The 26,285-nt window shown below is 49.0% G+C and carries 26 protein-coding genes; 10 read left to right on the top strand and 16 right to left on the bottom strand.

Translation table 11 applies throughout. The features are described from left to right. Positions 1–2: 2 nt before the first annotated feature. From ACZ483_RS04635 to ACZ483_RS04610, 6 genes are read right to left on the bottom strand one after another with little or no spacing between them, the layout of a single operon-like run. Complete coding sequence (locus ACZ483_RS04635) at positions 3–974, bottom strand: KpsF/GutQ family sugar-phosphate isomerase (protein ID WP_464325004.1); 972 nt, start codon at positions 972–974, stop codon at positions 3–5. Next, on the bottom strand, positions 971–1,501 hold the full coding sequence (gene ppa / locus ACZ483_RS04630; RefSeq protein ID WP_464325003.1) for an inorganic diphosphatase: 531 nt from the start codon (positions 1,499–1,501) through the stop codon (positions 971–973). The genes ACZ483_RS04635 and ppa overlap by 4 nt, the downstream gene beginning before the upstream one ends. A gap of 17 nt (positions 1,502–1,518) precedes the next feature. Beyond that, positions 1,519–2,832 (bottom strand): RIP metalloprotease RseP, encoded by a 1,314-nt coding sequence (gene rseP / locus ACZ483_RS04625; protein ID WP_464325002.1) that lies wholly within the window; start codon positions 2,830–2,832, stop codon positions 1,519–1,521. Continuing rightward, positions 2,832–3,236, bottom strand: a complete 405-nt coding sequence (locus ACZ483_RS04620; protein ID WP_464325001.1) for a secondary thiamine-phosphate synthase enzyme YjbQ — start codon at positions 3,234–3,236, stop codon at positions 2,832–2,834. Before ACZ483_RS04620 ends, rseP begins: the two co-directional genes overlap by 1 nt. A 10-nt stretch (positions 3,237–3,246) precedes the next feature. Continuing rightward, positions 3,247–3,615, bottom strand: coding sequence for a hypothetical protein (locus ACZ483_RS04615; protein WP_464325000.1), 369 nt, complete (start codon positions 3,613–3,615; stop codon positions 3,247–3,249). Between the two features lie 55 nt (positions 3,616–3,670). Further along, positions 3,671–4,159 carry a DUF29 domain-containing protein gene (locus tag ACZ483_RS04610; RefSeq protein ID WP_464324999.1) on the bottom strand — a complete coding sequence of 163 codons (489 nt, stop codon included), beginning with the start codon at positions 4,157–4,159 and terminating at the stop codon, positions 3,671–3,673. A gap of 70 nt (positions 4,160–4,229) precedes the next feature. Here ACZ483_RS04610 and ACZ483_RS04605 point away from each other — a divergent pair, with 70 nt between their 5' ends. Continuing rightward, on the top strand, positions 4,230–6,119 hold the full coding sequence (locus ACZ483_RS04605) for an NADH-quinone oxidoreductase subunit G (protein ID WP_464324998.1): 1,890 nt from the start codon (positions 4,230–4,232) through the stop codon (positions 6,117–6,119). A gap of 1 nt (position 6,120) precedes the next feature. Here ACZ483_RS04605 and ACZ483_RS04600 read toward each other — a convergent pair whose 3' ends face one another. Further along, positions 6,121–6,378, bottom strand: coding sequence for a hypothetical protein (locus ACZ483_RS04600; RefSeq protein ID WP_464324997.1), 258 nt, complete (start codon positions 6,376–6,378; stop codon positions 6,121–6,123). A 53-nt stretch (positions 6,379–6,431) separates the two neighbouring features. On the opposite strand from ACZ483_RS04600, the gene ACZ483_RS04595 reads away from it, so the two are divergent. Next, positions 6,432–8,183: an ATP-dependent DNA ligase gene (locus ACZ483_RS04595; protein ID WP_464324996.1), complete on the top strand. Its 1,752-nt coding sequence runs from the start codon at positions 6,432–6,434 to the stop codon at positions 8,181–8,183. On the opposite strand, the gene ACZ483_RS04590 is transcribed toward ACZ483_RS04595, so the two are convergent. Further along, on the bottom strand, positions 8,180–9,052 hold the full coding sequence (locus ACZ483_RS04590; RefSeq protein ID WP_464324995.1) for an AEC family transporter: 873 nt from the start codon (positions 9,050–9,052) through the stop codon (positions 8,180–8,182). The genes ACZ483_RS04595 and ACZ483_RS04590 overlap by 4 nt on opposite strands. Positions 9,053–9,083: 31 nt before the next feature. Here ACZ483_RS04590 and ACZ483_RS04585 point away from each other — a divergent pair, with 31 nt between their 5' ends. Genes ACZ483_RS04585 through ACZ483_RS04575 form a run of 3 tightly spaced genes read left to right on the top strand, consistent with a single transcriptional unit; the run spans position 9,084 to position 12,769 of the window. Next, entirely contained in the window at positions 9,084–9,989 is a 906-nt protein-coding gene (locus tag ACZ483_RS04585) for an AAA family ATPase (RefSeq protein ID WP_464324994.1), read from the top strand. A gap of 9 nt (positions 9,990–9,998) precedes the next feature. Continuing rightward, complete coding sequence (locus ACZ483_RS04580) at positions 9,999–10,790, top strand: HAD-IIA family hydrolase (protein ID WP_464324993.1); 792 nt, start codon at positions 9,999–10,001, stop codon at positions 10,788–10,790. Then, positions 10,775–12,769: an LPS-assembly protein LptD gene (locus tag ACZ483_RS04575; RefSeq protein WP_464324992.1), complete on the top strand. Its 1,995-nt coding sequence runs from the start codon at positions 10,775–10,777 to the stop codon at positions 12,767–12,769. The genes ACZ483_RS04580 and ACZ483_RS04575 overlap by 16 nt, the downstream gene beginning before the upstream one ends. On the opposite strand, the gene rpe is transcribed toward ACZ483_RS04575, so the two are convergent. Further along, positions 12,744–13,415, bottom strand: a complete 672-nt coding sequence (gene rpe, locus ACZ483_RS04570; protein WP_464324991.1) for a ribulose-phosphate 3-epimerase — start codon at positions 13,413–13,415, stop codon at positions 12,744–12,746. The genes ACZ483_RS04575 and rpe overlap by 26 nt on opposite strands. Positions 13,416–13,478: 63 nt before the next feature. Here rpe and ACZ483_RS04565 point away from each other — a divergent pair, with 63 nt between their 5' ends. Further along, on the top strand, positions 13,479–14,429 hold the full coding sequence (locus ACZ483_RS04565; protein ID WP_464324990.1) for an OmpA family protein: 951 nt from the start codon (positions 13,479–13,481) through the stop codon (positions 14,427–14,429). Here the strand turns inward: ACZ483_RS04565 and ACZ483_RS04560 are convergent, their stop codons facing one another. The 5 genes from ACZ483_RS04560 to yaaA form a co-directional block, all read right to left on the bottom strand. Then, entirely contained in the window at positions 14,430–15,737 is a 1,308-nt protein-coding gene (locus ACZ483_RS04560) for a homoserine dehydrogenase (protein ID WP_464324989.1), read from the bottom strand. Between the two features lie 233 nt (positions 15,738–15,970). Further along, positions 15,971–17,896, bottom strand: coding sequence for a helicase HerA domain-containing protein (locus tag ACZ483_RS04555; protein WP_464324988.1), 1,926 nt, complete (start codon positions 17,894–17,896; stop codon positions 15,971–15,973). Between the two features lie 9 nt (positions 17,897–17,905). Then, the gene (locus tag ACZ483_RS04550; RefSeq protein WP_464324987.1) at positions 17,906–18,850 is read right to left on the bottom strand and encodes a glycosyltransferase family 2 protein; all 945 of its coding nucleotides are present in this window, start codon (positions 18,848–18,850) and stop codon (positions 17,906–17,908) included. Next, entirely contained in the window at positions 18,847–19,545 is a 699-nt protein-coding gene (locus ACZ483_RS04545) for an NYN domain-containing protein (protein ID WP_464324986.1), read from the bottom strand. Before ACZ483_RS04545 ends, ACZ483_RS04550 begins: the two co-directional genes overlap by 4 nt. A 79-nt stretch (positions 19,546–19,624) precedes the next feature. Next, positions 19,625–20,263: a peroxide stress protein YaaA gene (yaaA, locus tag ACZ483_RS04540; RefSeq protein ID WP_464324985.1), complete on the bottom strand. Its 639-nt coding sequence runs from the start codon at positions 20,261–20,263 to the stop codon at positions 19,625–19,627. Between the two features lie 91 nt (positions 20,264–20,354). Between yaaA and ACZ483_RS04535 the strand changes: the two genes are divergently transcribed. From ACZ483_RS04535 to ACZ483_RS04520, 4 genes are read left to right on the top strand one after another with little or no spacing between them, the layout of a single operon-like run. Next, positions 20,355–21,545 (top strand): phosphoglycerate kinase, encoded by a 1,191-nt coding sequence (locus ACZ483_RS04535; protein WP_464324984.1) that lies wholly within the window; start codon positions 20,355–20,357, stop codon positions 21,543–21,545. 2 nt (positions 21,546–21,547) lie between these two features. Further along, complete coding sequence (locus ACZ483_RS04530) at positions 21,548–22,330, top strand: inositol monophosphatase family protein (RefSeq protein WP_464324983.1); 783 nt, start codon at positions 21,548–21,550, stop codon at positions 22,328–22,330. Between the two features lies 1 nt (position 22,331). After that, positions 22,332–23,222: a universal stress protein gene (locus tag ACZ483_RS04525; RefSeq protein ID WP_464324982.1), complete on the top strand. Its 891-nt coding sequence runs from the start codon at positions 22,332–22,334 to the stop codon at positions 23,220–23,222. Then, on the top strand, positions 23,219–24,859 hold the full coding sequence (locus ACZ483_RS04520; protein WP_464324981.1) for a tetratricopeptide repeat protein: 1,641 nt from the start codon (positions 23,219–23,221) through the stop codon (positions 24,857–24,859). The genes ACZ483_RS04525 and ACZ483_RS04520 overlap by 4 nt, the downstream gene beginning before the upstream one ends. Here the strand turns inward: ACZ483_RS04520 and hypD are convergent. After that, positions 24,852–25,985: a hydrogenase formation protein HypD gene (gene hypD, locus ACZ483_RS04515; RefSeq protein ID WP_464324980.1), complete on the bottom strand. Its 1,134-nt coding sequence runs from the start codon at positions 25,983–25,985 to the stop codon at positions 24,852–24,854. The two genes, ACZ483_RS04520 and hypD, sit on opposite strands and share 8 nt — an antisense overlap. Then, complete coding sequence (locus tag ACZ483_RS04510; protein WP_464325172.1) at positions 25,954–26,226, bottom strand: HypC/HybG/HupF family hydrogenase formation chaperone; 273 nt, start codon at positions 26,224–26,226, stop codon at positions 25,954–25,956. The genes hypD and ACZ483_RS04510 overlap by 32 nt, the downstream gene beginning before the upstream one ends. Between the last annotated feature and the right edge of the window lie 59 nt (positions 26,227–26,285).

Below are 26,285 nucleotides of genomic sequence, written 5' to 3'. Positions count from 1 at the left end.
AATCAGAGATTTATCTCCGCCCTCAGTATGTCATGAAGGTGGATTATCCCGACGGGTTTATTCTCCTCGTCCACCACTATCAGAACGGTTATTTTGTGTTCCTCCATTCTTCTAAGAGCTTCTAAAGCCATCTCGTCGGGCTTTGCGGTTTTGGGATCCCTCGTCATTACGTCTCTCGCAACGCTGATGTCGAAGTTCCCTCCTTTTCTCACAAACCTCCTGAGATCCCCGTCGGTGATTATCCCCACGAGCCTTCCGCTCTCATCTACTACTGAAGTTGCTCCGAAGCCCTTGGAGGTCATCTCTAATATAACCTCTCTCATCGGCTCCTCTTCCTTTACAACCGGTAGTTCTTCACCAGTGTGGTAGAGATCCTTTACGAGCCTGAGCTTCCTTCCCAAGGCTCCAGCGGGGTGTCTCAGGGCGAAGTCCCTCTCAGTAAATCCTCTGAGTTCCACGAGGGTCATGGCTAAGGCGTCTCCAAGGGCTAAGGTAGCGGTTGCGGAGGTCGTGGGTGCGAGCCTGAGGGGACAGGCTTCCCTCTCAACGTTTAGAAAGAGATGAACGTCGCTGTACTTGGCTAAGGTGGAGTCCTTCCTGTTGGTTACAGCTATGAGGGGAATTCCGAGCATCTTTATGTAGGGTATAAGCTCCACCACCTCCGCCGACTCCCCGCTGTTGGAGATAGCAACGACCACGTCTCCTCTGTCTATGACGCCGAGGTCTCCGTGGAGGGCTTCTGAGGGGTGAAGGAAGTGAGCGGGTGTTCCTGTGCTCGATAGGGTGGAGGCTATCTTCCTCGCTATATGTCCAGATTTGCCTATTCCTGTCAGGATCACCTTTCCCTCGCAGGAGAGTAGAAGCTCAACCGCCTTTACGAAGTTCTCGTCTAAGGAGTCCCTCAGACGTTTGAGACCCTCTATCTCTTCCTCTATTACTCTTCTCCCGCTTTTTAAAATCTCCTCTTCCTTCATGCCTTTGCTTTGTAGTTCTCTATCCCCTTCTTTATCTCCTCTATCGCGCTCTGAACGCCTTTCCAGTTCTCGACCTTGACCCACTTGCCCGGCTCTAACTCCTTGTAGTGCTCGAAGAAGTGCTTTATCCTCTCCTTAACTATCTCCGGGAGATCGTCTACCGTCTTTACGTTCTCGTAGGTAGGATCGAGCTTCGAGTGGGGGACCGCTATCAGCTTGGTGTCTATCCCTTCCTCGTCCCTCATCTCCAGCATCCCTATGGGTCTGCACCTTATGACCGAGCCGGGGACAACCGCCTCTCTCGATATGACGAGGACGTCAACGGGGTCGCCGTCGTCCGCAAGGGTTTGAGGTATGAAGCCGTAGTTGAAGGGATAGTACATGGCGGTAAAGAGGAACCTGTCAACGAAGACCGCTCCCGTCTCCTTGTCCACCTCGTACTTTATACCGCTCCCCTGAGGGATTTCGACCACAACGTAGATGTCTTCGGGAGGGTTCTTTCCGGGAGGTATGTCTTTGAGACTCATCTTCTCACCTCCTATAACTATTTTCCTATAAGTCTGAGGATGTCGTTTATAACCACAAAAGCCATAAGGGAGATTATCAGGGCAAACCCAACCTTTTGCCAGTACTCTTTAAACTTCTCCGGCAGGGGCTTCCTTCTGAACATCTCTATAAGGAACAGGAGTATCAGTCCTCCATCGAGAACCGGCAGTGGTAGGAGGTTGAAGATACCCAACTGGAGGGATATGAAAGCCATGGAGGAAAGGTAGGGGACGAGTCCGCTCTCCGCCGCCTGACCGGCGAACTGGGCTATCGCTATGGGACCCCCGAGGGTCTTTATGGATATGGCTCCCGTGATCAGCCCTCCAAGAACCTTGAAGGTCAGGAGGAACAGCTCCTTGGTCCGATCCACAGCCATAACGAGGGCTTCCCGGAGGGGTTTTGACTCTTTGTAAGTCTCTACCTTTGGAGCGATTCCGAGAACGGGTTGTTTGGTCTTCGGATGAATGGCGGGAACTACTTCTTTCTCCATTAAATTTCCGTTCCTCTCTATAGTCAGCCTAACGACTCCTCCGCTCTCCCTTATCAGCCTAACCGCTTCGTACCAGCTCCTTACCTCCTTTCCGTTTATCTTCACTATCCTGTCTCCGGGCTTCAGACCTATCTGGTGGGCAGGAGAGGGACCGACGCCAGGTATTTCCTCAAAGACCCTCCCCACGACGGGCGGTAATGGAGGATTTATACCGAGACTCTCCTGACCAGTTTCGAGCTTCGGGAGTTCTGCGGTCAGGGAGAGTGTCCTTCCGTTCCTCTCTATCACTACGATGGTCTTTCCTTTACCCTCCAAAGCCTGCCGAATTACGGCGGTCCTCACATCTTCCCACTTCTTTATCTCCTCCTCTCCGATTTTAACTATCCTGTCTCCTGGCTTTATCCCCACCTTCTGAGCCCAGGAGTTCTCTTCGACGTAGCCTACAACCGCCGGTTCCTTCATGTACTTAGGAACGTCCACGCCTACGGAGTAAACGATTGTAAGGAGGAAGACCGTCAGGATTATGTTGAAGAGGGGTCCAGCAAAGGCTATAAGTATCTTCTGAAGGGGAGACTTAGAGGAAAAGGCTTTGGGATCGTCAAGTTTTTCCTCCTCTCCGTAGAGCTTTACGAAGCCACCGAGGGGTATCACCGCCACCTGATATACAGTATCTCCCCACTTCTTAGCCACTATCGGAGGTCCGAAGCCAACCGAGAAGACCTCAACCCGAACACCGAATAGCTTGGCGAAGAGGAAATGTCCGAGCTCGTGGAACCAGATGAGGATACCTACGAGAACTAAGAAGGCTAAGAGAGTTTCCATCACTCCTCCTTGATGACCTTAACTATGACCTTTCTCTCCCTCGGACCGTCGAACTCCGCCAAGAATATGGCTTCCCAGGTTCCGAGGGTGAGCTTTCCGTCAACGATCGGGATTATCCTCGAGTTGCCGATTATGGCACTCCTGATGTGAGCCGCCGAGTTCCCTTCTCCGTGCTCGTAGTTGGGATCGTCCCACGGGATGACCTTTTCGAGCATATAGACTATATCCTTCACCACGTCGGGATCCGCTCCCTCGTTTATGAAAACGGAGGCGGTCGTGTGGGGGACGTAAACTACGCATATTCCATCCTTCACACCCGAACGGGTTACCACGTCCCTCACCTGAGGGGTTATGTTCACAATGCTCGTGTGCTTGGTGGTTCTCACCCTGATAGTTTCCGTCATGGAGAGTATTTTAACCTTCGCCCCCGAAATCCTGCAGTCTTTTCCTTATGAACTCCCAGCTCCAGGCTCTCTGCTCCGTAAGGGGAAGTTGCTTACCTATGTGCTCTTCGTAGCCTTCCACCCAGACGTACTCTCCGTCGGTGTATAGCTTAAAGTTCTTCGTCCTGCTCGCCCAGGTCCAGTAGTTGTGAGGGGTTATCCCCATTCCCTTCTTAAAGATCTCGAGCTCGTGGGGCAGAAGGGGTCTTACGCTCCTATTGGGTTTTTCCTCCTGCACTGGCTCCTGTGTCTGTTCCTGAGACTTTTTCTCTTTGGTCTCCTCTCTTTGCTCCGCCGTCTCTTCCTTTTTGGAGAATATCTCTTTCAGCTTCCTGATCATGACTTATTACTATAAGGTAGTGATATAAAAGTTCAAGGAGCAATGAACCTGTTCTTCATAACTCCTTCTTCAAATCCCTCGTCATAGCGGATTCGTATGTGTAGGGACACTCCTCTGGGATGTTGAAGTCCTCAGGATCGTAGTCGTTGTTTCTTAGCCACTTGTAGAGTTCCTTACGTGCCTCAATCCATGCGTTTTCAAGCTCAGCAGGTAACTTATTTCTCAGACTGGGATAACGCTTAAACATTACTTCTATTTCATCCCTGGCATTGTAAATGCTTTTTATCCATCCTTTCCCGGCTTGCTTACCTCCTGCTATCTGCCTGAAATTATCCCACTTGTAAAGATGTTCTAAAATTATTGCAAGGTAACTTATACACGCATCAAGGTATCTCCTTCCCATATCCTCTATCTCCTCAAGAAGGTTCTCCCAATCCACGAGGTCGTAAGCCTTCTCCTTAAGGAGTTGGAGGTTAATATCAACCCACAGGGGGAAGTCCTTATCGTAAAGTTCCTTAAGCTCTTCCTTACTAATCGTCCTCATGGAATTAAATATAGGGTTTTACAGCTTAAATTGATGATAGAATTGTCAGTTGTTTGCACGGAGGTCTGTGATGGAGAAGGTGAAGATAGTCATAGATGACAGGGAAATAGAGGTCGAGAAGGGGAAGACGGTTCTTCAGGCGGCATTGGAGAACGGGATAGACATCCCTTACTTCTGTTATCACCCTAAGCTCTCCATAGCGGGAGCCTGCAGGATGTGTGTAGTTTACTGGGAGAACATAAACAGGCTCGTAATATCCTGCAACACCCCCGTTCAAGATGGAATGGTTATAAGAACCCATCGCACGAGCGAGCAGGTCAGGGAAAACCAGAAGTACCTCCTTCAGGCTCTTATGACGAGACACCCCTTAGACTGCCCCATCTGCGACAAGGCGGGGGAGTGTGATCTTCAGAACTTCGGGGCTATATACGGACCCCAGAAGCAGGTCGTTCCTATATCGGCGCTTGAGAAGGAGAGGGAGGAGCACGACTGGGAGAGCGACTTCCTTGAGTACTACTCCAACAGATGTGTGGTCTGCTACAGGTGCACGAGAGCCTGCGACGAGATCGTCGGTGCCCACGCCCTCTACGTGGAGAGCAGAGGCTTTGATTCAAATATAGTTCCCACCGTCAGACCTATGGACACCTCTACCTGCGAGATGTGTGGGATATGCGTTTACGTCTGCCCCGTTGGAGCTATAATATCCAAGCCCTTCAAGTACTGGTCAAGGAGTTGGCTCCTTCAGAGGGAAACTACCGTATGCAACCTCTGTCCCGTAGGATGCGAGATTCAGATAGAGTTCGGTCTTGGAGACTGGAGATCTAAGAGGAAGGTCTATAGAACCAAGCCCACCGAGGAACTTAACATCTGTGCAAAAGCCTTCTTCGGCTACGACGCCCTCAACGTGGACAGACTCCTCAAACCCTATGCCCACGGAAGGGAGGAGAGCGTCGGAAACCTCGTGAACCTCCTCAGTTCTATCCTCGGAGTCCATGAAAGGGAGACAGCCTTCGTCCTGTCGGGATACCTTCCCAACGAGATAATAGACAGCGTCGTGAGAATTGCCAAAGCAACAAACAGCTACATCACCGCACCCCAGACCGCCGACTTCTTCAAGATCGGAGACCCCTTCGGAGATTACAGACCTCCGACGATAGAGGAGGTAAAAAACGCCGACTTTTACGTCTTCATCGGGGAGGACATAACCTCCACCGCCGCAGTCCTGACCTACTACACCAAAGGAAAGATTTACAGAGTCGGAAAAGGTATCAGGGACGAGAAGTTCGAGCCCGAAGAGATAAATCTTGAAGATATTGAAAAACTCGAAGGTAAAGGAGTTATAGTTGTCGGAACGACCGCCTTCGGCGGTGAGGAAGCTAAGGAGATAGGAAGGAAACTTAAAGAGCTCTCCGACAAGGGACACAATATACTTCTCCTTCCCAAGGACGGAAATCTCTACGGAGTTTACGAGAGGATAAAGGACATTTACTCGGACATAGACGCGGTTATCCAGTCCGCCCTGAGGGGAGAGATCAATACCCTGGTCCTATTCGGAGAGGACATCTTAGACTACTACCCTCCGGAGGTAATCGAACAGCTCGCCGACAGACTTGAGCATCTGATAGTCGCCTCCCCGTACGAAACGGGAGTAGCGGCGAGAGCGACCGTAAAGATACCGATGGCTCTGATGGGAGAAACCGAGGGAACCTTTACGATCCTCTTCGGAGAAGTAAAGGGAAGAAAGTTCCTCCCGTGGTCCTTTGACGACATATCCTTCTGGAAGAACCTTGAAGAGAGCTTCGAAGGTAAAGAGGGAGAGATAAAGGTTCTCAAGGGAGAGACCTATCCTCCCCAGAAACCCGAGCTTCACCTTTACAGGAACAACTGGATCACCTCAAGGAGCGAGAACCTGACGAAGTTGTACGAGAAAAATAGGGAAGTGAGCGAGTATAAGGTTTAAGTTACTTCATAAAGCCCAGAACTCTAAGGATAAATTCGAGGGCGTTTTGATTGAGGAAAACTACGAGAAAGATTAAAACAAGTATCAGAAGAGTAAACTTCTTATCAAGTCGATGAACCTCTTCACGCAGAGAAGTTTCGACCCTATGGATCTCATCCTTAAGCTCCTTAACATCTCTCTTCAACTCTTGAACCTCTTGATATATATGATCCACCTTCTCCTCAAGCCTGGTTCTCTCTATCTCCTTTACATCCGCCATGCTAATAATTTATCGTGAAGAGCAAGCAAAAACCACTCTGCTAAACTATCCCTATGGAATACCTCCGACTCGCCGAATTTTACAAGAGGATAGAGGAGACCACCAGCAGGATCCAGATGACCCAGCTCCTCGTGGATCTGTTTAAAGAAACTCCAAAGGAACTTATAGACGAGGTGGTTTATCTCTCGGTAGGAAGGATAGCCCCGGAATATTCCGGACTCGACTACAACTTCGGTGAGAAGCTCGCGATAAGGGCGCTCGCCCAGGTTCTCGGAGTGGACGAGCATGCAGTAGAGGAGAAGGTCATAGAGCTCGGTGATCTGGGAGATGCGGGACAGAGGCTCTACGAGGAGAGGGGGATAGAACCTAAGGAGAGGCTCTCCGTAAAGGAGGTTTATGACACCCTCTTGGAGATAGCCAAGACCTCAGGAGTGGGAGCCCTGAGGAAGAAGTCTGAGCTCTTTATGAAGCTTCTCTCTAAGGCTACCCCCTTGGAGGTCAAGTACCTCCTCAGGACGGTAACGGAACGGCTCAGGCTCGGTATAGGAGACAACACAATAATGGACGCCCTCGCCATCGCCTTCACGGGAGATCAGAGGAACAGACAGCACATAGAGAGGGCTTACAACCTAAGCTCGGATCTCGGCTACGTTGCGAGGATCTTGGTGGAGAAAGGACTCGAGGGGATAAAGGCGGTAAAGATAGAAGTAGGAAGACCCATAAGACCGATGTTGGCGGAGAGGATGGCGATCCCTTCCCTCATACTCAAAAAGCTTGGCGGGAAGTGCGGAGCGGAGTATAAGTACGACGGGGAGAGGATACAGGCTCACAGAAAGGGGGATCAGTTCTGGCTCTACTCGAGGAGGCTTGAGAACATAACCCACCAGTTCCCCGATCTGATAGAGTTCCTCAAGGAGTCCATACCCCACGACTTTATAGTAGAGCTCGAGTGTGTGGTCATAGATCCGGCGAGCGGACAGATACAACCCTTTCAGGTTCTCATGAACAGGAAGGTGAAGTACGTAACCCGCTTCCACATCCTCAAGTATCCCGTTGCGGGCTTCCTCTTCGATATTCTCTACCTCGACGGTGAGGATCTGACGTTAAAACCTTATCCCGAAAGGAGAGCCATTTTAGAAAAAGTCGTAAAAACCACCGACAGGATAAACTTGGCGGAGAGGAAGATAATCGACAACGTGAAGGATCTCGAAGCTTTCTTCCATCAGGCTATAGAGGACGGATGTGAGGGACTCGTCTGTAAGTCCCTTGCGGAGAACTCCATCTACGAGGCGGGCAAGAGGGGCTTTCTGTGGATAAAGTACAAGAGGGACTACAAGTCCCATCTGGCAGATACCCTTGATCTTGTAGTCGTCGGCGCCTTCTACGGAAAGGGACAGAGGACGGGATACTTTGGATCTTTACTTATGGCTTGCTACGATCCCGAAGCCGACCAGTTCAAAACCGTCTGTAAGGTGGGAACGGGCTTCACCGAAGACGATTTCAAGAAGCTCGACGAGATCCTTAAAGAACATCGGATAGACCACAAGCACCCGAGGGTGAACTCAATCCTCTCCACCGATATGTGGTTCGAGCCCTTCCTTGTTCTCGAGATAACGGGTGCGGAGCTAACCTACAGTCCCGTTCACACCTGCGCGTGGGACAAGATCAAGCCAAGCAGGGGGTTGGGGCTTAGATTTCCGAGATTTACCGGCAGGTACAGGTTCGACAAGAGACCCGAGGACGCCACAACGGAGCAGGAGATAGTAGAGATGTTCCTCCAGCAGAAGCAGTACAGAGCGGTCTAAAGCAGGCTCATCAGCAAGGGAACAGAAAGAAAGCTCACCGCTATCCCTAAGGTTATCGCCGATAAAGCGAGCTTCTCGTCGAGACCGTACCTTATGGCGAGAACTCCCGCCATCACCATCGGTGGCGTGGAGCTCTCCAAGAGGATCACTCTGTAGTGAAGGTCGTCGAGCTCAAAGAATTTAAGGATCAGAAGAACTAAGGAGGGAACAAAAAGCATCTTTAAGAAGATAGAAAGCGTAGCCCCCTTTATCGAGCCGAGAACGTGGGAGAGGGAGAACCTGAGTCCTATGGCAAAGAGGACTACCGGTATGAGCGACTTTCCCGAAATCTCGAGGAAGGAGGAGATAACCGGTGGTAACTCTGCACCTCTCAGGAGAAAGGCTAAGATGAGAGCGCTGAAAGGGGGAAAGGTCAGGATCTCCTTTAGGGAAAACCTACCTGTGGCTATAAAGAACCCCACGGAGACAACAAGGAGGAAGGATCCGAGCTGGTCGTAGAGAACGGCGTAACGAAGGCCCTCATCTCCGAAGAAGGCGAAGGTGAAGGGGTAGCCTACGAAGGCGGTGTTCCCGAAGGAGGACACGAGCAGGAAGGATCTCAGTGTTTTTCCTTCCATACCAAAGAACTTTCCTACAAGGAGGGAAAGCAGAAGGGAGAGGAGTATGACTACCCAAGCTCCGAGGACAACGCTGAAAGTCTCTTCGCCAATAGAAACCTCCCTTACCTTCTGGAGAACGAGAGCCGGAAGTGAGAAGTAAATTACATAGTTTATAAACACCTTCGAGTCCTCTTCCCTGAAAATGCCTGTGAGCTTCAGAATGTAGGCAATAATGAATATTAGGGCTACGAAGAGAACCCTGTCGGGCATGGAGGTTTTAGTATATCATTAGCTATCGGGCATGGATGTGGGAGCGGTTGTTGAAGAAGTGTCAAAGATAGTTAGGGGGAAGGAGGAGGTAGTCCTGAGGGCACTGACCTGTTTCCTCGCAGGGGGGCACCTTCTCATAGAGGACATACCCGGCGTAGGTAAGACCACCCTTGCCCTCTCCCTCGCCAAGGCTATGGATCTTAGCTTCTCGAGAGTTCAGTTCACGAGCGATCTTCTCCCATCAGATATAACGGGAACCTCGATCTTCGACGAGAGGAATAAGGAGTTTGTCTTTAAAGAGGGACCGATATTCAACAACGTCGTTCTCGCTGACGAGATAAACAGGGCTACTCCAAAGACCCAAAGCGCCCTATTGGAGGCTATGGCCGAAAGGCAGGTTACCGTCGATGGAAAAACCTACCCTCTCCCTGAACCCTTCTTCGTAATAGCGACCCAGAACCCTTTAGAGCACTACGGGACGTATCCGCTCCCCGAATCCCAGATGGACCGCTTCATGATGAGGGTCTCGGTGGGCTATCCAGATCCCGAGGTGGAGAGGGATATAGTTATGGGGATAAACCCGTTGGAGAGAGTGGAAACCGTCAGGAGAGTAGTCAAGAAAGAAGAGATTCTATCGGCTATAGGTGAGGTGAAGAAGATTTACGTATCTCCGGAGGTGGCAGACTTCATAGTTTCGATAGCCCTCCAGACGAGGAGCGATCCCAACATCCTCTTAGGAATATCCACAAGGGGAGTTATACACTTGGCTCAGTGTGCAAGAGCCTTGGCTTACATAAAGGGAAGAGACTTCGTCGTTCCCGAAGATGTCCTCGAAACCGCACCTTCCGTTTTAGCCCACAGGCTTGTCGTCCGAGAGGGTATTGACAAAGAGGAGGCTCTGAAGGAAGCCCTGCAGAGGGTTGAGGTTCCAAGATAAAATAGAGGTATGCCCACCCTGCTCATAGATATGGACGGCGTTCTTACCAAAGACAAAGAGTTTACCCCTTTCGACTACGCTCCCACCTTCATTAGAAATCTTAAGGAAAGGGGAATTCCTTTCAGGATAGTTTCCAACAACTCGACCCGGTCTCCTAAGCTAATAGTGGATGGGCTTAGGGAAAAGGGCTTTAATCTCGATTACGAGGATTTCATATCGCCTGTTGCGGTTCTGCCAGACTATCTCAGAAGCAAGGGCGTAAACAGCGTGTTCGTTATAGGCACTTCCATGCTCGCGGATTTTCTAAGAGAAAGTGGCTTTGATGTAAGAGATAGCTACGAAGTGGAGGCTGTGGTTGTCGGTCAGGACAAAGAGATAAACTTTGCCAAGCTGAAGAGGGCTGTTTCCGCCGTTTTTTTTGAGGGAGCAAAGATCGTCCCTGTGAACCTGTCAAGGATAGTGAGGGATTCAGACGGTCTATACTTCCCCGGAGCCGGATCGGTGGCGAGGATGATAGCCTTTACAACAAACTACACAGAGGAACTGCCCAACCTCGGGAAACCAGCTCCCGAATTCATAAGACTCGCCCTAAAGGGGCTGCCTAACGAGGATGTTTACCTTATAAGCGACGACATATACACCGACCTTATGGGGGCTAAGGAGATAGGGATAAGGACCGTGTTCATGACCACGGGCAAGTATAAGGAGGAGGAACTGAGTAGGGCAAACTTCAAGCCAGACTATATCTTTCACGATCTTAGGGAGCTTGAGAATAAAATATACGAGTGGTTAAGTGGCTAATCGCACTCCTGACAACCATCTCCCTTTCTTTCCCAATAGAGATAATCTCCGACAGGCTATTTACAGATCCAGAGGGCAACCTTGTGGCGGAGGGAAACGTCCATGTGGATTACAGAGATTACGTAATAAAGGCAGAAAAGGTAAAGTATAACCCGAAGACGGGAGACGTTTTCGCCTACGGAAGGGTTCAGATAGTTAAGAAGGATAAAACCTTTGAGGTTGTCGGGAAGGAAGCCTATCTAAATCTAAAGACTCATAAGGGCTACTTTCTCGACGCTGAGGGAAGGTTCAGAGAGTTTTACTTCTCGGCTAATAGAGTTGAAAAGATAACAGAGAACGAGCTTATCGTTCACAAGGGTGATATAACAACCTGTCCGCCCGATAGGAAAGAGTTAAAGATCTGTTTCTGGAGGGCTAAGGTTACCAGTAGCTACGTCTTCTCTTACAGCGACTCCCTTGAGTTCTTCGGGATTCCCTTAGCTTATACACCGCTCATAATCTTTCCAGTAGGCGATAGGAGATCAGGATTACTCCCGCCCATGATAGGAGCGAATACTTACAACAACTTCATATATATACAGCCCTTCTTCTGGGCTATCTCAGAGGACAGAGATGCTACCTTTACTTTAGATTACAGGAACAAACAGGCTAAAGGTGGATCCATAGAATACAGACAAGCTTTTACGGAGAGGGATAGGTTCTTCTTTAGACTCTCCTACTACAAGGAGCCCACACCTCCGGGTAAATGGTGGGAAGGCAGGGATCTAAGAACCTTTAGGGAAAACAGGTTTAGAATAGAGATGGGGCTCGGATACAGGGGATGGAAGATAGGGCTCGATCTGCCTTCAGATCCCTACTTCTTCGAGGACGTTTACTTCTCTCAAAGTGAGAGAACGAGACCCTTCACCCTCTCCTATATAAGCTACACCCGCCTTGAAAAGGATTACTTCCTTTCTTTCAACCTTAGGAACTACTACGATCTTACCTCTCCCGATAACAAACGGACCCTTAATCTACTACCCGAGTTCGGTTTTTACTTTAGACCTAAGAAGTACGGACTCGCTTACGTGAGTCTCACGGCGAGCTTCACGAACTTTGACAGAGATGAAGGTGTCAGATCCAGGAGGCTGATCTTTGTCCCTCAGGCGGAGATTCCTATGAAGCTATTGGGACTTAGAAATTACCTAAACCTCAAGTTTATAAACAACTTCTACTTTACGGAGAGAGAGGAATTTAGAGATGAAAAGGTAACCGCTTTTTATTTTGAGGACAGGTTGCCTTTATTTTGGAACTTTTCCTGGGGGAAGCTATCCCTGTCGAACACTATTGAACTTGTCTACACCTTCTCTCCAGAGAACTTTGACAATCCCCAGTTCGACAACTTCGACAGGGTTACCAAGGAGAATAACTTCAAGTTTAGATTGAGACATACGCTGTTGTCAGAAAGCAGAACGCTTGCAAGTTTATTCTTAGAAGGTGGGTATAACTTTCTTAAATCCTACAGGTTCCCGACGGATAGCGAACTTGTGAGGGAGGAGTTCTTACCTCTGAGGATGATTTTCTCCCTCTACCCATTAAAGTGGCTCTCTATCAGTGAGGATATGACTTACGATCCGAACCTCAGGATAGTTGCCACGAGCGTGAGCTCCGCTTCCCTAAAGCTTGGGAACCTTTCCTTAAACGGAAGCTACGTTTCTTCAAGAAACAGTAAGAGGGAGAGGCTAAGCGATCAATACACCTTGGGGATGGAAATTTCGTCCAGAGGGATGGTGTTTGGGGCTTCCTCGACGAGGGATAACATCGCTGGTAAGGAACTGTACAGGAGACTTTACTTGGGTTACAGGGGAGCCTGCTGGGCTTTAAGGTTAGATTACAGGAGTACTTACTACGGATCCGAGAAAGGCTACCTAAATGAGGTTTATCTGGTCTTCAACATATTCAACTTGAGGGATATCAAACTGCCACTGCGGCGGAGATGAGCCCTTTAAGCTTCCTCGTCTGAGCTTCTATATCTTCGACTGCGAATATACCCGAACCAACAACTATCACGTCGGCTCCCGCCCTAACCACCTCCTGAACGTTTGTCTCCTTTATACCACCGTCTATCTCTATCAAACACGCAGGATTTGTCCTGTCCCTCATCTCCCTAAGAGCTATGAGCCTGTCTATGGATCTCTCTATGAACCTCTGACCGCTGAAGCCGGGATTAACAGACATGAGGAGTACGTAGTCGGCGTAGTGAAGAGCTTCCTCTATGAGGCTTAGCGAAGTTCCGGGATTTATAACTACTCCCGCCTTAGCTCCCAGATCTTTTATAAAGGTTAAGGTTCTGTGGATATGTGGAATGTTCTCTATGTGAACGCTTATCCAGTTCGCTCCAGCCTTTATAAATTCGGGTATGTACTTATCTGGATTCTCTATCATGAGATGAGCATCTATCGGAAGACTAACCCTCCTTCTAATGTGAGAGAGTATCTCCGGACCTGCCGTTATGTTAGGAACGAAGTGTCCGTCCATTACATCGAAGTGGATTATGTCCGCTCCTCCTCTTACACAGGCCTCTATCTGCTCCCCTATGTTCCACCAGTCTCCGGCGAGTATCGATGGAGCAAGCAGCTTTTTCACCCTTCTTATTTTAATGTCTAAACACTAAATTTAAAGGTGAGAAAATCCCCAGGGAGGTGGGATATGAGTACTCTACTCTTCATAATCCTTCTCTTATCCCTTTCCTTCGGAGCGGACCTGAAGGGAAGTAAGGATCATCCTCTCGTGGGCAGGTTCTCCGGTTCCCAGATTATCGGCTACGATTTCAGAGAGTACGATGAGTTCGTTATACCCTTGGGACCCCAGACCCGTGACAAGAAGGGTAGAACGGTTCTCTCGAAGAGCGTCCACGTAGAGGGTAAAGTTACGAGGATACTCTATCTGACTCCCAAGGGAACCTCCACTCTACAGGTTATCAGGAGCTACGAGAGGTCTCTAAAGAAGAAGGGCTTCAAAACGCTGTTCGCCTGCTCCAAAAACGCATGCGGGAACTTCTTTAAATATGCCCCTACCTTTTCCAACCAGCTATATGAATACACGATAACCGGAGGATTATCCAATCAACGCTATATCTCAATGAAGCTCTCCGAGCAAGGTAAAGAGGTTTACGTTTCCATATACGCCTTCAGACACGAGTATCCCCATAACAGGTTCAAGAAGAGGGTTCTCGTTCAGGTAGATGTCGTGGAGTCCGGCGAACTGGAAGAAGACCTGATAGTCAGCGCTGAGGATATAGAGAAGGGTATAAAGGAGGAGGGGCACGTAGCTCTATACGGCATATACTTCGATACCGACAGCCACGCTATAAAGCCGGAATCGGAACCCACTCTAAAGGAGATAGCCTTATATCTCAAGAAGAATCCCAGCGTGAAGCTCTTCGTGGTCGGACACACCGACAACAGAGGAACTTACAGGCACAACCTTGACCTGTCCCAGAGGAGGGCAGAGGCGGTAGTGGAATGGCTTGTCGGAAAGGGAGGTGTAGATAGAAGTAGACTAATCCCTGTGGGCGTAGGACCGGTAGCACCCGTATCTACGAATTTGACGGAAGAAGGTAGGGCGAAGAACAGAAGGGTCGAGCTTGTGCTTCAGTAATTACTCAGCCTCCTCCTCCACCCTTATGAGGACAGGCTCACCCACAACCACGGGAAGCTCTCTTATCTCCTCGAGAGCTCTCTGAACGTCCTGCTCGTAAGCCTTGTGAGTCAGTATGACGAGGGGAACAACCGGCTCTCCCTTCCTTCCTGCTATCTCACATACCATCTCCTTCTGGAGGACCGCCGCTATGCTTATGTTGAAGTCGGCGAGAACCCTCGATATAGAGGCGAGGACACCCGGTCTGTCGGGAACGTCGAACCTAAGGTAATACCTGCTGAAGAAGTTTTTCCTCACCTTTATATCCCCCTCCTCCCAGTCTATCGGCGTGAGTTCAAGACCATTGCCCTGAACGATCGATCTTCCCACATCGACTATGTCGGAGACCACCGCCGAGGCGGTAGGTAGAGACCCAGCTCCCTGACCGTAGAACATAGTCTTCCCTACAAAGTCTCCCTCTATCATAACGGCGTTGTAAACCCCCGAGACCTTTGCGAGAGCCTCTTCCGAGTGAATGAAGGTAGGATGAACCCTTACCTCAGCCTCCCCATCGAACCTCTTGGCTATGGCAAGGAGTTTCAGCGTGTATCCGAGATCCTTACCAAGCTCCACATCGAGCCTGTCCACGTTCCTTATCCCCTCTACGTGAACTTCTTCGAAGGGAAAGTATCTGCCAAAAGCGAGGGAGGCGAGGATATTTATTTTGTGTGCCGCATCCCACCCGTCTATATCCAGAGTGGGGTCCGCTTCCGCATATCCCCTTTCGGAAGCTTCCTTCAGGGCGCTTTCAAAGTCGAGGTTCTCCTCGAACATCCTTGTGAGGATGTAGTTGGTGGTCCCGTTGAGTATCCCGTAGATGGTGTTTATCCTGTTCCCCACAAGACCCTCCCTGAGCGCCTTTATAACCGGTATGCCTCCTCCCACCGAAGCCTCGAAACCAACTCTGAGCCCTCTTTCCTTAGCTTTCAAAAATATCTCCTCTCCCTCCAAGGCTAAAAGGTGTTTGTTTGCTGTCACAACGTGTCTTCCCTTGTCAAGAGCTTCCAGCATCAACTCCTTGGCGAACCCCTTCCCTCCAACGAGCTCCACAACGATGTCCGAGCTTTCTATAACCTCCCTGTAGTCGGTCGTCCTCAAGTTTTGTGGTATCTCGAACTCCCTCTTCCTTTCCCAATCGAGATCCGCAACCTTAACAAGCTCGAACTCTATCCCTGTCTTCTTTTTTATAAGATCTCCGTTCTCTATCAGAAGCTTTGCTGTCCCTGTTCCGACGACACCACAGCCTACTATCCCTACCTTTACCTTCACGGCTCAAATATGATAGCACTTTAATAAATCGTCCAGTTACAATATGAGCCATGAAAAGAGTCCTCGAGGAAAGAGGGTGTAATTAAAAAGGCTTAGCAAGAGTTTTTCTGCCTGCAGTGGGAAACTTTTTGCTGTATCTTTCTACAAGATGATAGATTACGGTGATGCTGTTCTTATACTCACAGCCGTGAGCTTACTGTTTGCCTTAGCCCTTGTAGTTCTAAACACTAAGATTACCAGTAAGGTATCTCCTCCATCTGGAAGAGGAAGCTGAAGGGAACTGCAAGACCGCTTATGTAGGCTGTTCCCGGCTTGAGAAAGGGGAGTAGGTTGAAAACGTCTTCCTTGGACTGCTCGAAGAATATAGAAACTGCATCGAGATCGTTCTTAGTTATCAGCTTGAATATGACCTGAGTGTTGAGCTGGGAGAGAATGAACTTGCTTATGTTCGCAGGTCTCTGGGTTACCGCTATGAGTCCGAGCCTGAGCTTTCTTCCTTCCATCGCTATCCTGCGGGCGCTCAGATACGCCAAGTTCTCCCTTCCAGCTTGAACTTCAGCCGTTCCCCTCTCCGGCGCAAAGTTGTGCGCCTCCTCGAGGACTATGAGCCTGTCCTTAGGTTCGGACTTGGCGAGCTTGAGTATCTCCCTCATCACAAGTCCCGCGACGTTTACTCTCGTTTCCGTTATGTCTATATCCTTGTAGTTGTAGATCACTATCCTCTCCTCGCTTCTGAGGGACTCCTCGAGCATCTTAACAGCAGCAGGTTGGTCTCTGACCGCCCCCCTGCCGAAGTTCCTCTTCCAGAAATCTACAACCTCTATTAGTGAGTCCCTGAGGAATCTGTCTTTAACCCTGAGGGCTGCCTCCTTCACCAGAGTCTCGAGGCTCTTCTCCTTAAGAGCGGTTCTGTCCAGCTCGGGCTTCAGATGCTTCCTGAAGAAAGCCATCAGTTCCTTCTCATCGGTCGATCTCTCCGTTATTCCGAGACCACTTTCTTTAAGTAGCCTCTTCATGTCGTCTCCGTCTATCGGGAGGAGGACGTTTGGGAGGAGGACGTTCTTTACGCTCCCTATCTCCTTTAGTTCCTCGTAATACTCACCGTACATATCGAAGATGAAGACCTTTGCAGGCTCCGAAAAGTTCTTAAGGATTTTCTTTACAAAGGTGGTTTTCCCCGAGCCAGTGGTCCCTATCACTGCCATGTGCATCGAGATAACCTTGTCCATATCGAGATATCCCTTAACCTCTGTTCCCTGTAGTCTTCCCAAGTATGTGGGGAACCTCATGTCGTAGCCTGAGTGGTTTTTGAGAAGGATTGCCCTGAGGGACTCCTCCTCCACCTCGAGAATCTCCACGGGAGAACCGGCGTCCACTGGTCTTACGGGTGTTTTGAAGAGGTTCCTCTCCCTTTCGTACTCGCCGAGCACCTCAAACTTGGCGAGCTTTACTTTGATTCCTTCCTGAGATCTTGCAAACAATCCCGCCACCTTCCAGTCCTCGTTCCTCTCTGAGAATACCTCGAGTACAGTTTTCGAGTCCTTTATTTCGTCGTCCTCTAAGCTGAGGGAGAGGTTGAGACTCCTGATATCGAAGATCCTTCCGAGGAAGAAGTTTCCCCTTTCTGAAGGTATCCTCACGTAGGTCTGTTCCTGAAGGTCTCTCAGGAGTAGAACTTTCCCCTCCCTTGCACTCTCAAGACTTACAACGAAAGCTACAGTTTTTGAGAAATCGTAAGAGTCTCTTTTTATATCTTCGAAAATTTTTTCAAGCTCTTTGACCTTCTTGCTTTCTTTTATATAGACCGCCGTCTCTAAGTTTCCTTCGGGAAGTAGTCCCGAGTGGGTTATGTTCGCCGAACCGAGGATAGCTTCCTTGGAGTCGGAGACGACGAACTTGGCGTGGAGCCTCGGGTTTAAGAACACCTTTCCGCCCTTCTCCCTTACCGTCTTGAAAACTTCAGGATCCGTTATCTTGAGATCCTCGAAGGAAGAAGCCCTCACGATTATCTCGATGTTTACTCCCTCCGGCAGGAGCTGAAGGAGGTTTCTTAAAACCTCCCCTTTTACCCATGCGGAGGAAATCTTAATTTCTTTTTTGGTTTTTGAAAAAAGCTCCCTTAGTTTTTGAAGTATTTCCTCCCCTCTTAGAACCTCCATGTATTAAGTTTAATCCTCCACGTTTATCTTCTCATCTATCACGTAAGGTTTCTCCCCCCTCGACTCGTAGTAAGTTCTTACGATGAGCTCCGCTATTATCCCTGTAGAGATGAGCTGAATTCCTGCAAGGATCAGGAGAACGCCAAGGATCAGGAGAGGTCTGTCCCCGATGTCCGCACCGGTGAAGAGCTTAAGGAAAGTGAGGTAAAGCTCTATCAGAAAGCCAACTAAAAACAGGAAAAAACCTGTCCCTCCGAAAACATAAAGAGGCTTGGTTATGTACTCGTTGAGGAATTTCACAAGGAATATGTCGAGTATTACCCTGATCGTCCTTCCTATCCCGTACTTGGACTTCCCATAAAGTCTCGGGTGATGTTTTACAGGTATCTCGGTTATCCTTGCACCGAACCTCTTAGCAAGAGCGGGAAGAAACCTGTGCATGTCCCCGTAGAGCCTGTATCTTTTGGCTATCTCCGATCTGTAAGCCTTCAAGGTGCATCCGTAGTCGTGGAGTTCCACCCCTGTAACCTTGGATATTATCCAGTTAGCTATCTTGGAAGGGAGTCTTCTTGATAAAAAGGGATCTTTCCTGTCCTTTCTCCAACCGCTTACAATATCATAACCTTCTTTGATCTTTTCTAAAAGCCTCGGTATATCCTCAGGATCGTTCTGGAGGTCTGCGTCCATGGTAATTATCACGTCTCCCTTTGCATGTTCGAAGCCCGCGTACATTGCGGCCGTCTGTCCGTAATTTCTCCTGAACCTTATTACTTTTACCCTCTTGTCTTTCTGGGCAAGTTCCTTCAGTATCTCAGAAGTCCCGTCCTCGCTTCCGTCGTCCACGAAGATTATTTCGTAGTCATCATCGAGAGAGTCGAGAACCCTTTTCAACTTATCGTAAAGAACGGGTACGTTCTCTTCCTCGTTGTACGCAGGTATGACTATGGAGATCATGGCTTTCCTCTCATTATTCTATCCGCGATATCTTCATATCTTCCCACTCTCACTATATCCGTATGTTCAATAAGCTCGCTTGGAGGCTCTTTTATAACCTCCTCAACTACAGGTAGGATCACTTGAATTCCATGAGCCTTAGCAGTCTTTATCGCAGGAATGAGATCAGTATCGTATGAAAACAGTATGATCCTATCCACCAAGCGGTTATAAGCAAGATGAGCCATATCAAGACCTATGAGCATATCTACCTGCTTTTGTTCGAGTTCAAACTTCTCTATATCCCTTATCCATCTCACCGCAAGGCGACCTTCTCTTAAAGTTACAAAATCCTGTTTTTTAACGGCGTTCAGAAAGTCCCTGTTGAGTCTTAACTTCTTGCAGTAGTTTCCTGAAATATAAAGGGAATCCAAAACCCTATCGTCTCTTCCTACTATTAGTTCTTCCCCGTTCTGAGTTTTAATCCTGTCATCGAACCTGCAAGTATAAAAGAAGATCCTGAAAAGGATTTCTTCCTCCTCAAGGAATTCTTTCAGAAACTCAACTACCAAGTGCGGATCACGGTTGTAGTTTATAATTTTCTCTCCTGAGATGCCTTTCTTAGATAGGATTTTGCCATCTAAGATCCTAAAGCGAACGTTATCCCAATCTACGAAAATAGCAGTTTTAAAGTTGAACTTGAGGGGTCCGCTCAATTTCTTGGACCCCCCGCTTTAGGATGTGTGGTTAACCATTCGCGATTAATATAAAACACTTCAATCCCCGCGTCAAGCTTCATATATACTTTCCCTCACTCTTGAGTATTACCTTCAGGGTACTCCCTTCTTCTACTATGTCCTTTACCTTGTAGTCGAGGAAGTTTATCCTCTCAAGATCATCTATCCCGACCTTCATCTCAACTATGTATCTCAGAGTGTAAGCCCTGTGCGGAAGGGAGTTTATAACCCTCCTGTCCTTCCTGTAGTATTCGAAGCTGACTCTTTTATTTCCTGCGGGGAGGGTGAGGATTTTTCTGTCCTCAGTTGAAAGAAAGTCGAAGAGGATTGAGTCTTCGAAGAGCTTTCTCTGTATCTCTTCCAAGTGCCCTTTCCAGAAATCCTTTAGAGTTTTACCTTCGTAAGAAGTTTTCCAGTCGAGATCGTAGATTGGAACCGGGTCTTCCGGTGAAAGCATGCCGAGGAGAGGAGAAAAAACGATACCCTTTCGAGAGATCTCTTCCTGAACTCTCGAGGGGAGTGCCCAGAAGCTGAGCTCCTCCCAGAACCTCCCCTTATACCTTCTAAAAGCAGGGGCTAACGGCGACGTCTCTACTCCGAAGTGTCTTATGAGAGCTTCCCTCAGGGGATTGAGCTGAGGAAAATGGTTCTTCCCTTTCCTCCAAACCTCGAGGAGGTCCTCTCTGATCAGGTCCATCTTGGACTTTTTCCGGCTCCAGGGCAAAAGGTAGAAGACCATAAAAGTATTATAAGGGTAAGCTTATATCCTTATGGTAGAATTTTAAGCCATGCCAAGAAAGAAGAGCCTCAGAGATATAGACGTTAAAGGAAAGAAGGTTCTCGTCAGGGTGGATTTCAACGTTCCCTTGGACGAGCAAGGTAACATAGTTGACGACACGAGGATAAGAGCCACCCTTCCTACCATCGAGTATCTATTAGATGCTAAGGCGAAGACAATTCTAATGTCCCACCTGGACAGACCTAAAGGTAGGGATCCGAGGTTTTCCCTCGCTCCTGTAGCCAAGAGGCTCTCTCGCTTTATAGAGAAGGAGGTGAAGCTCGCTCCCGACTGTGTGGGAGAAGAAGTTAAGAGAATGGCCTCCGGGCTCAAGGAGGGAGAAGTACTTCTCTTGGAAAACCTTCGTTTTCACGAGGGAGAGACCAAGGGAGATGAGGAGTTTGCGAAAGAGCTTGCGAGCCTCGGTGAAGTGTACGTGAGCGACGCCTTCGGAACCTGCCACAGGAAGCACACCTCCGTCTATCTCGTTCCCAAGTTCCTCAGACCTGCGGTGATGGGATTTCTCTTGGAGAAGGAGATCAACTACTTTGAGAAGGCGATGATAAACCCCCAGAGACCCGTAGTCGCGGTATTGGGAGGAGCTAAGGTATCGACAAAGCTCGGAATAATAAAGAACCTCCTCAAGAGGGTAGATAAACTCTTCATCGGCGGAGCGATGGCTTTTACCTTCATAAAGGCTATGGGCTACAGGGTTGGCAATTCCCTTGTTGAGGAGGATCTCATAGACACCGCCCTCGACATCCTCGACGTGGCTAAGAAGTTAGACGTTAAGCTTTATCTGCCCGTGGACTTCGTCATAGGCAAGGAACTCTCGGATAGCACTCCCACGAAGGTCGTTCCGTGGCAGGAGATACCCGACGAGTGGATGGGGCTGGATATAGGTCCCGTCTCTGTGGATCTCCTCAAGGAGATAATCTCGGATGCCCAGACGATAATCTGGAACGGACCTATGGGGGTCTTCGAGCTCGACAGGTTCAAGAACGGCACCTTTGAGACAGCCAAGATGATAGCCCACTCCCCCGCACTTACCATAGCGGGTGGGGGAGACACGGACCACGCGATCCACAAAGCCGGCGTCTACAACGCTATAGACTTCGTCTCCACCGGTGGAGGAGCCTTCTTAGAGCTCCTTGAGGGGAATTCCCTTCCCTGCTTAGAGGTTTTAGACGACAAGGAGTGAAGATGAAACTTGAAGAGTTCGTTCAGGCTGCCAAGGAGGCGGCTCTTATCGGAGGAATGGTGCTTAAGGAGAACTTCAGAAAGGTTCTCGATGAGAATATAGAAGAAAAGGGTGAGAAGGACTTTGTAAGCTACGTGGACAGAACCTCGGAGGAGAGGATAAGGGACTTCCTCGCGAGGAAGTTCCCCGACCACAGGATCGTCGGCGAAGAGGAAGGAGGAGAAGAGGACGGGGAGTTCGTATGGTATATAGATCCTCTCGATGGGACTAAGAACTACATAGCGGGATTTCCCATCTTCGGCGTTTCTGTAGGTCTCCTGTTCAGGGATAAACCTGTAGTAGGAGCAGTCTATCTGCCTTCCTACGACTCCCTCTACTGGGCTGGAGAGGACTTGGGGGCTTTTAAGAACGGGAAGAGGATAAGGGTGAGTCCCACCTCCGATCTCAAGTACTCGGTGGTGGCTTACGGTTTTCCCTCGAGAGCGATGAGAGACCTCGACGTTTACTGGCGTATCTTTAAGGAGATTTTCGATAAAGTTGCTGCTATGAGGAGACCTGGGGCAGCCGCGGTGGACCTGTGCTTCGTTGCGGAGGGCATATTTGAAGGGCTCACAGAGTTCGAGCTCCATCCATGGGACATAGCGGCTGGAGCTGTTATACTAAAGGAAGCTGGAGGAGATTACAGGGTGCTGGAGAAAGGAAGGAAGAGGGACATAGTAGCTTCCAACGGAAGGATACAGGGGTTCTTGGAGGAGGTGGTATTCTCCCATCTCAAGGAGGATTAGGTTGAAGGTTCTTGTGCCCGTCGACTTCTCGGACATAACGAACGTAGTTCTCAGAGCTGTGAAGAGAATCGTAGAAGCCCACGGAGGGGAGGTGATACTCTTCCACGCAGTATCGCCCGCCATATACATACCTTATCCCGAGAGCCTCAGTGTGGACGTCATAGACGTAAAGATCCTTCAGGAGATAGAGGAGAATAAGAAAAAGGAGGCTCTCGAGAAGCTCAGAGGTTTTCAGGAGTTCCTAAAGCCTGTAAGGTCAAGGGCTATCGTAGAGGTGGGCGATCCTCGGGATCTCGTTTTAGAGATAGAAGAAAGGGAAAATCCAGATCTCGTCGTTATAGGGAGTCACAGGAAGGGTCTTGTAGAAAAGATCCTAATAGGTTCGACGGCAGAGAAGATAGTGAAGCACAGTCTCAAACCGACTTTAATAGTTAAGGGGGTGGAGCCGACCTTCTCTAAGAAGGTTCTGATAGCCTACGATTTCTCCAAGACCGCCGAAAAGACACTCGACTTTGCTCTGAGGTTCCTCAAACCCTTCAAGGTTAGGGTAGAAATACTTCACGTAGAGGAGCCTATAGACATACCGGTGGTTGAGAAGATAGGCGAAGCAATATACAAGAAGTACAGGGAGGAGAAGAAGAAGTATATGGAGAAGATAAAGGAAAGATTCAAAAAAGAAGGTTTTGAAGTGAGCACCACCTTTCTGAGCGGTAAGGACCCCTCCGAGGAGATAGTCGAGTACGTTCAAAAGGATCCGGACATAGAGCTGCTCATAATGGGAAGCAGAGGACTCTCTGGGCTTAAGAGGATAATATTGGGGAGCACCTCAACGGAGGTGTTCGGAAAGGTGGAGGTCCCCATACTCATATATAAGGAAGGCGGTAAGGAATGAGGTTCTTAATAGCACTCCTGATAGGAGCATCCTTCTCCTTTGCCAACTACTACTTCGACTACCTGATGTGTAGATATCTCTCAAACAAACCTAAAGAGGCTGAACTCTACTGCCTTCAGGCTCTTGATGAAAAACCGACACCCTCACTTTACATGGACACCATAAGGCTCGAGATTTCCTTGAGGAACACCGAGAGAGCCTTAAAGCTTGCCGAGGAGTATATGAGGAGATTTCCAAACTCCCAAGAGCCTTACATAGCCCTCTACAGCATCTATAGGTTGACAGGTAAGAGAAAGGAGGCTCTGAAGGTTCTGGAAAGGGCTTACCGTAAGTTTCCCAATAGCAGAGAGATACTCATCTTCCTTGCCGACGAGTACCTCAAGGATAAAAAGTACAGGAAGGCGAAGGATATACTCCAGAGGCTTGCCGAGGTCAGTCCCAACACACCGTTCCCTTACTACCTCTTGGGACAGCTTTATCTTAACGAGGGAAACGTGAACAAGGCGATCGAGTACCTTCAAAAGGCTCTCGAGATAAGGAAAACCTTCGAGGCAGCCTTCGTCACCCTCGGGAAGATATACGAGAAGAGTGAACGGTTCAGCAAAGCGGAGAAACTCTACAAGAGTATTCTGAAAGAGGACCCAAACAACAGGGTGGCTTTGGAAAAGCTCGCCCAGCTCTACATGGCTACGGGCAGGATAGAGGAGGCTAAGGAGATCTACAGAAAACTTTACGAGCTCTATCCCTCGAGCTATCAGTACAAGCACCAGTACGCAGTAACTCTCCTCCAGTCGGGAAACTTTCAGGAAGCGAAGAGGATCTTGGAAGATATATACAGGGAACACCCCGACGATCTCAACGTGGCTTACTCTTACGCTCTCTCCCTTGAAGTGACCGGAGAGCTTAAAAAGGCGAAGGATATATACGAAAAGCTCTACAAGCTCGTGCCGAACAATACGAAGATAATAGAGAGGCTCGCCAACTTATATATAAAGCTTGGGGAGTTCGAAAGAGCGGAAAAGCTAATAGAGAAAGGTTTGTTTCTCAACCCAGCCAACGTAAACCTATATATGCTAAGGGCAGGTCTCTATTCGGAAAAGAAGGACTACGAGAAGGCTATCGAGATGCTCGACAAAGTTATATCTATCAATCCGAGAGATTATAGGGCTTACTTTCTGAAGGCTATAGCTCTCGATCAACTCGGCAGGATAGTGGAGGCTGAGCAGAACTTAAGAAAAGCTCTTGAGCTAAACCCGAACGATCCCGACCTCTACAATCACCTCGGCTACTCTCTTTTGTTGTGGTACGGATCCTCACGGGTGGACGAGGCTGAGGAGCTTATAAAGAAAGCCCTTGCTGCAGATCCAGAAAATCCCGCCTACATAGACAGTATGGGCTGGGTTTATTACATGAAGGGCGATTACGAGAGGGCTATACAGTACCTTTTAGATGCTCTTAGGCGCGCCTACGACGATCCGGTCGTGAACGAGCACGTAGGGGACGTTCTTTTAAAGATGGGCTATCCGGAGGAGGCTAAAAGGTATTACGAGTCCGCTTTAAAACTCTTAAAATCCGGAAAGGAAGGGGAGAAAGATCAAGAAAAGAGGTTAATGGAGAAGCTGGAAAAGCTCAAGTGAGTCTGTACTTAAAGTAAGCGGCGCAGGCTCCCTCGGAGGAGACCATGCAGGATCCGAGTGGATTCGAAGGAGTGCACACCTTACCAAAGAGCTTGCAGTCGGTCGGAAGAGCCACTCCCCTTATAACCCTCCCGCATATACAGGCGGGGTGCTCCTTAGGTTGCGGGAGACTCACCTTAAATCTCTTCTCAGCGTCGAGATCCTCATACTTGGAGTTTATCTTCAGGGAGCTATAGGGGATGTTTCCCAATCCCCTCCACTCGAACTCCTTCCTGAGTTCGAGAACCTCCGCAACGAGCCTCTGAGCCTTTTCGTTTCCTTCGTAGCTTACGAACCTCCCGTATTGATTCTCCACCTCCGCCCTCCTCTCTTTTAGCTGCCTTACAATCATTAGAACCGACTGGAGAACGTCTACCGGTTCGAATCCAGATATCACCACGGGCTTCTGGAACTCTTCGGCAAAGTAGTGGTAGGGCTTTGTCCCTATTATCACGCTCACGTGTCCGGGACCTATGAAGGCGTCTATCCTTACCTTGCCTATCTCCCTTATCTCCGGAGCGTTCAGTATGTGCTGAATAGCAGCAGGTGTTATCACGTGGTTCGAAACGACCGACAAGTTCTTTATCCCCAACTCCTTAGCCTTCCTTATCAGAACCGCGGTCTGTGGTGTGGTAGTCTCAAAACCTATAGCGAAGAAGATCACTTCTTTATCCGGGTTTTCCTTTGCTATCTTCAGACAGTCCAGACAGGAGTAAACCATCCTCACGTCAGCCCCTTCAGCTCTAAGGTTAAGGAGACTCTTTCTGTTCGATCCGGGGACTCTGAGGAGATCTCCGTAGGAGCACAGGATTACCTCCGGTCTCTTGGCGAGCTCGATAGCCAAGTCTATCCTCGACATCGGCATGACGCACACGGGACAGCCGGGTCCGTGAACGAACCGAACGACACCTTCTAAGAGCTGATCTATTCCGAACTTCATTATCGAGTGGGTGTGCCCTCCGCAGAACTCCATGATGTGAACTGGAAGGTCGAGTCCCCGAGCCTCCCTTTTTATAGCTCTTACTAAGCTCTTTATTCTTTTGGAGCTCCTGAAATCAGCTCTCAGATCTATAAGGCTCTGCTCCATCCATACTCTCCACTTCCTCAAGCTCCCTGACGATCTCCTCAAAGAGTTCCAGGCTCTTCAGAGCCTCCTCCTCGTTAAGCTTCTGGATGGCGAAGCCCACGTGGATAAGGACGTAGTCCCCTATGTCTACCTCCTCTTGTATAAGCTCTAAGGAGATCCTCCTCTTTACGCCCATAGTATCGACAGTTGCGGTTCCATCCCCGTGTATCTCGACCACCTTAGAAGGTATGGCGAGGCACATCTTCACCTCCAGTGAATAGTTATTCATTAATATACTACCCTGCGGTCTATAGACAAGAC

The sequence above is a fragment of the Hydrogenivirga okinawensis genome, assembly GCF_055385515.1.
Note: the sequence above shows the minus strand (reverse complement) of the source record. Positions and strands in the feature narration are given on the sequence as shown.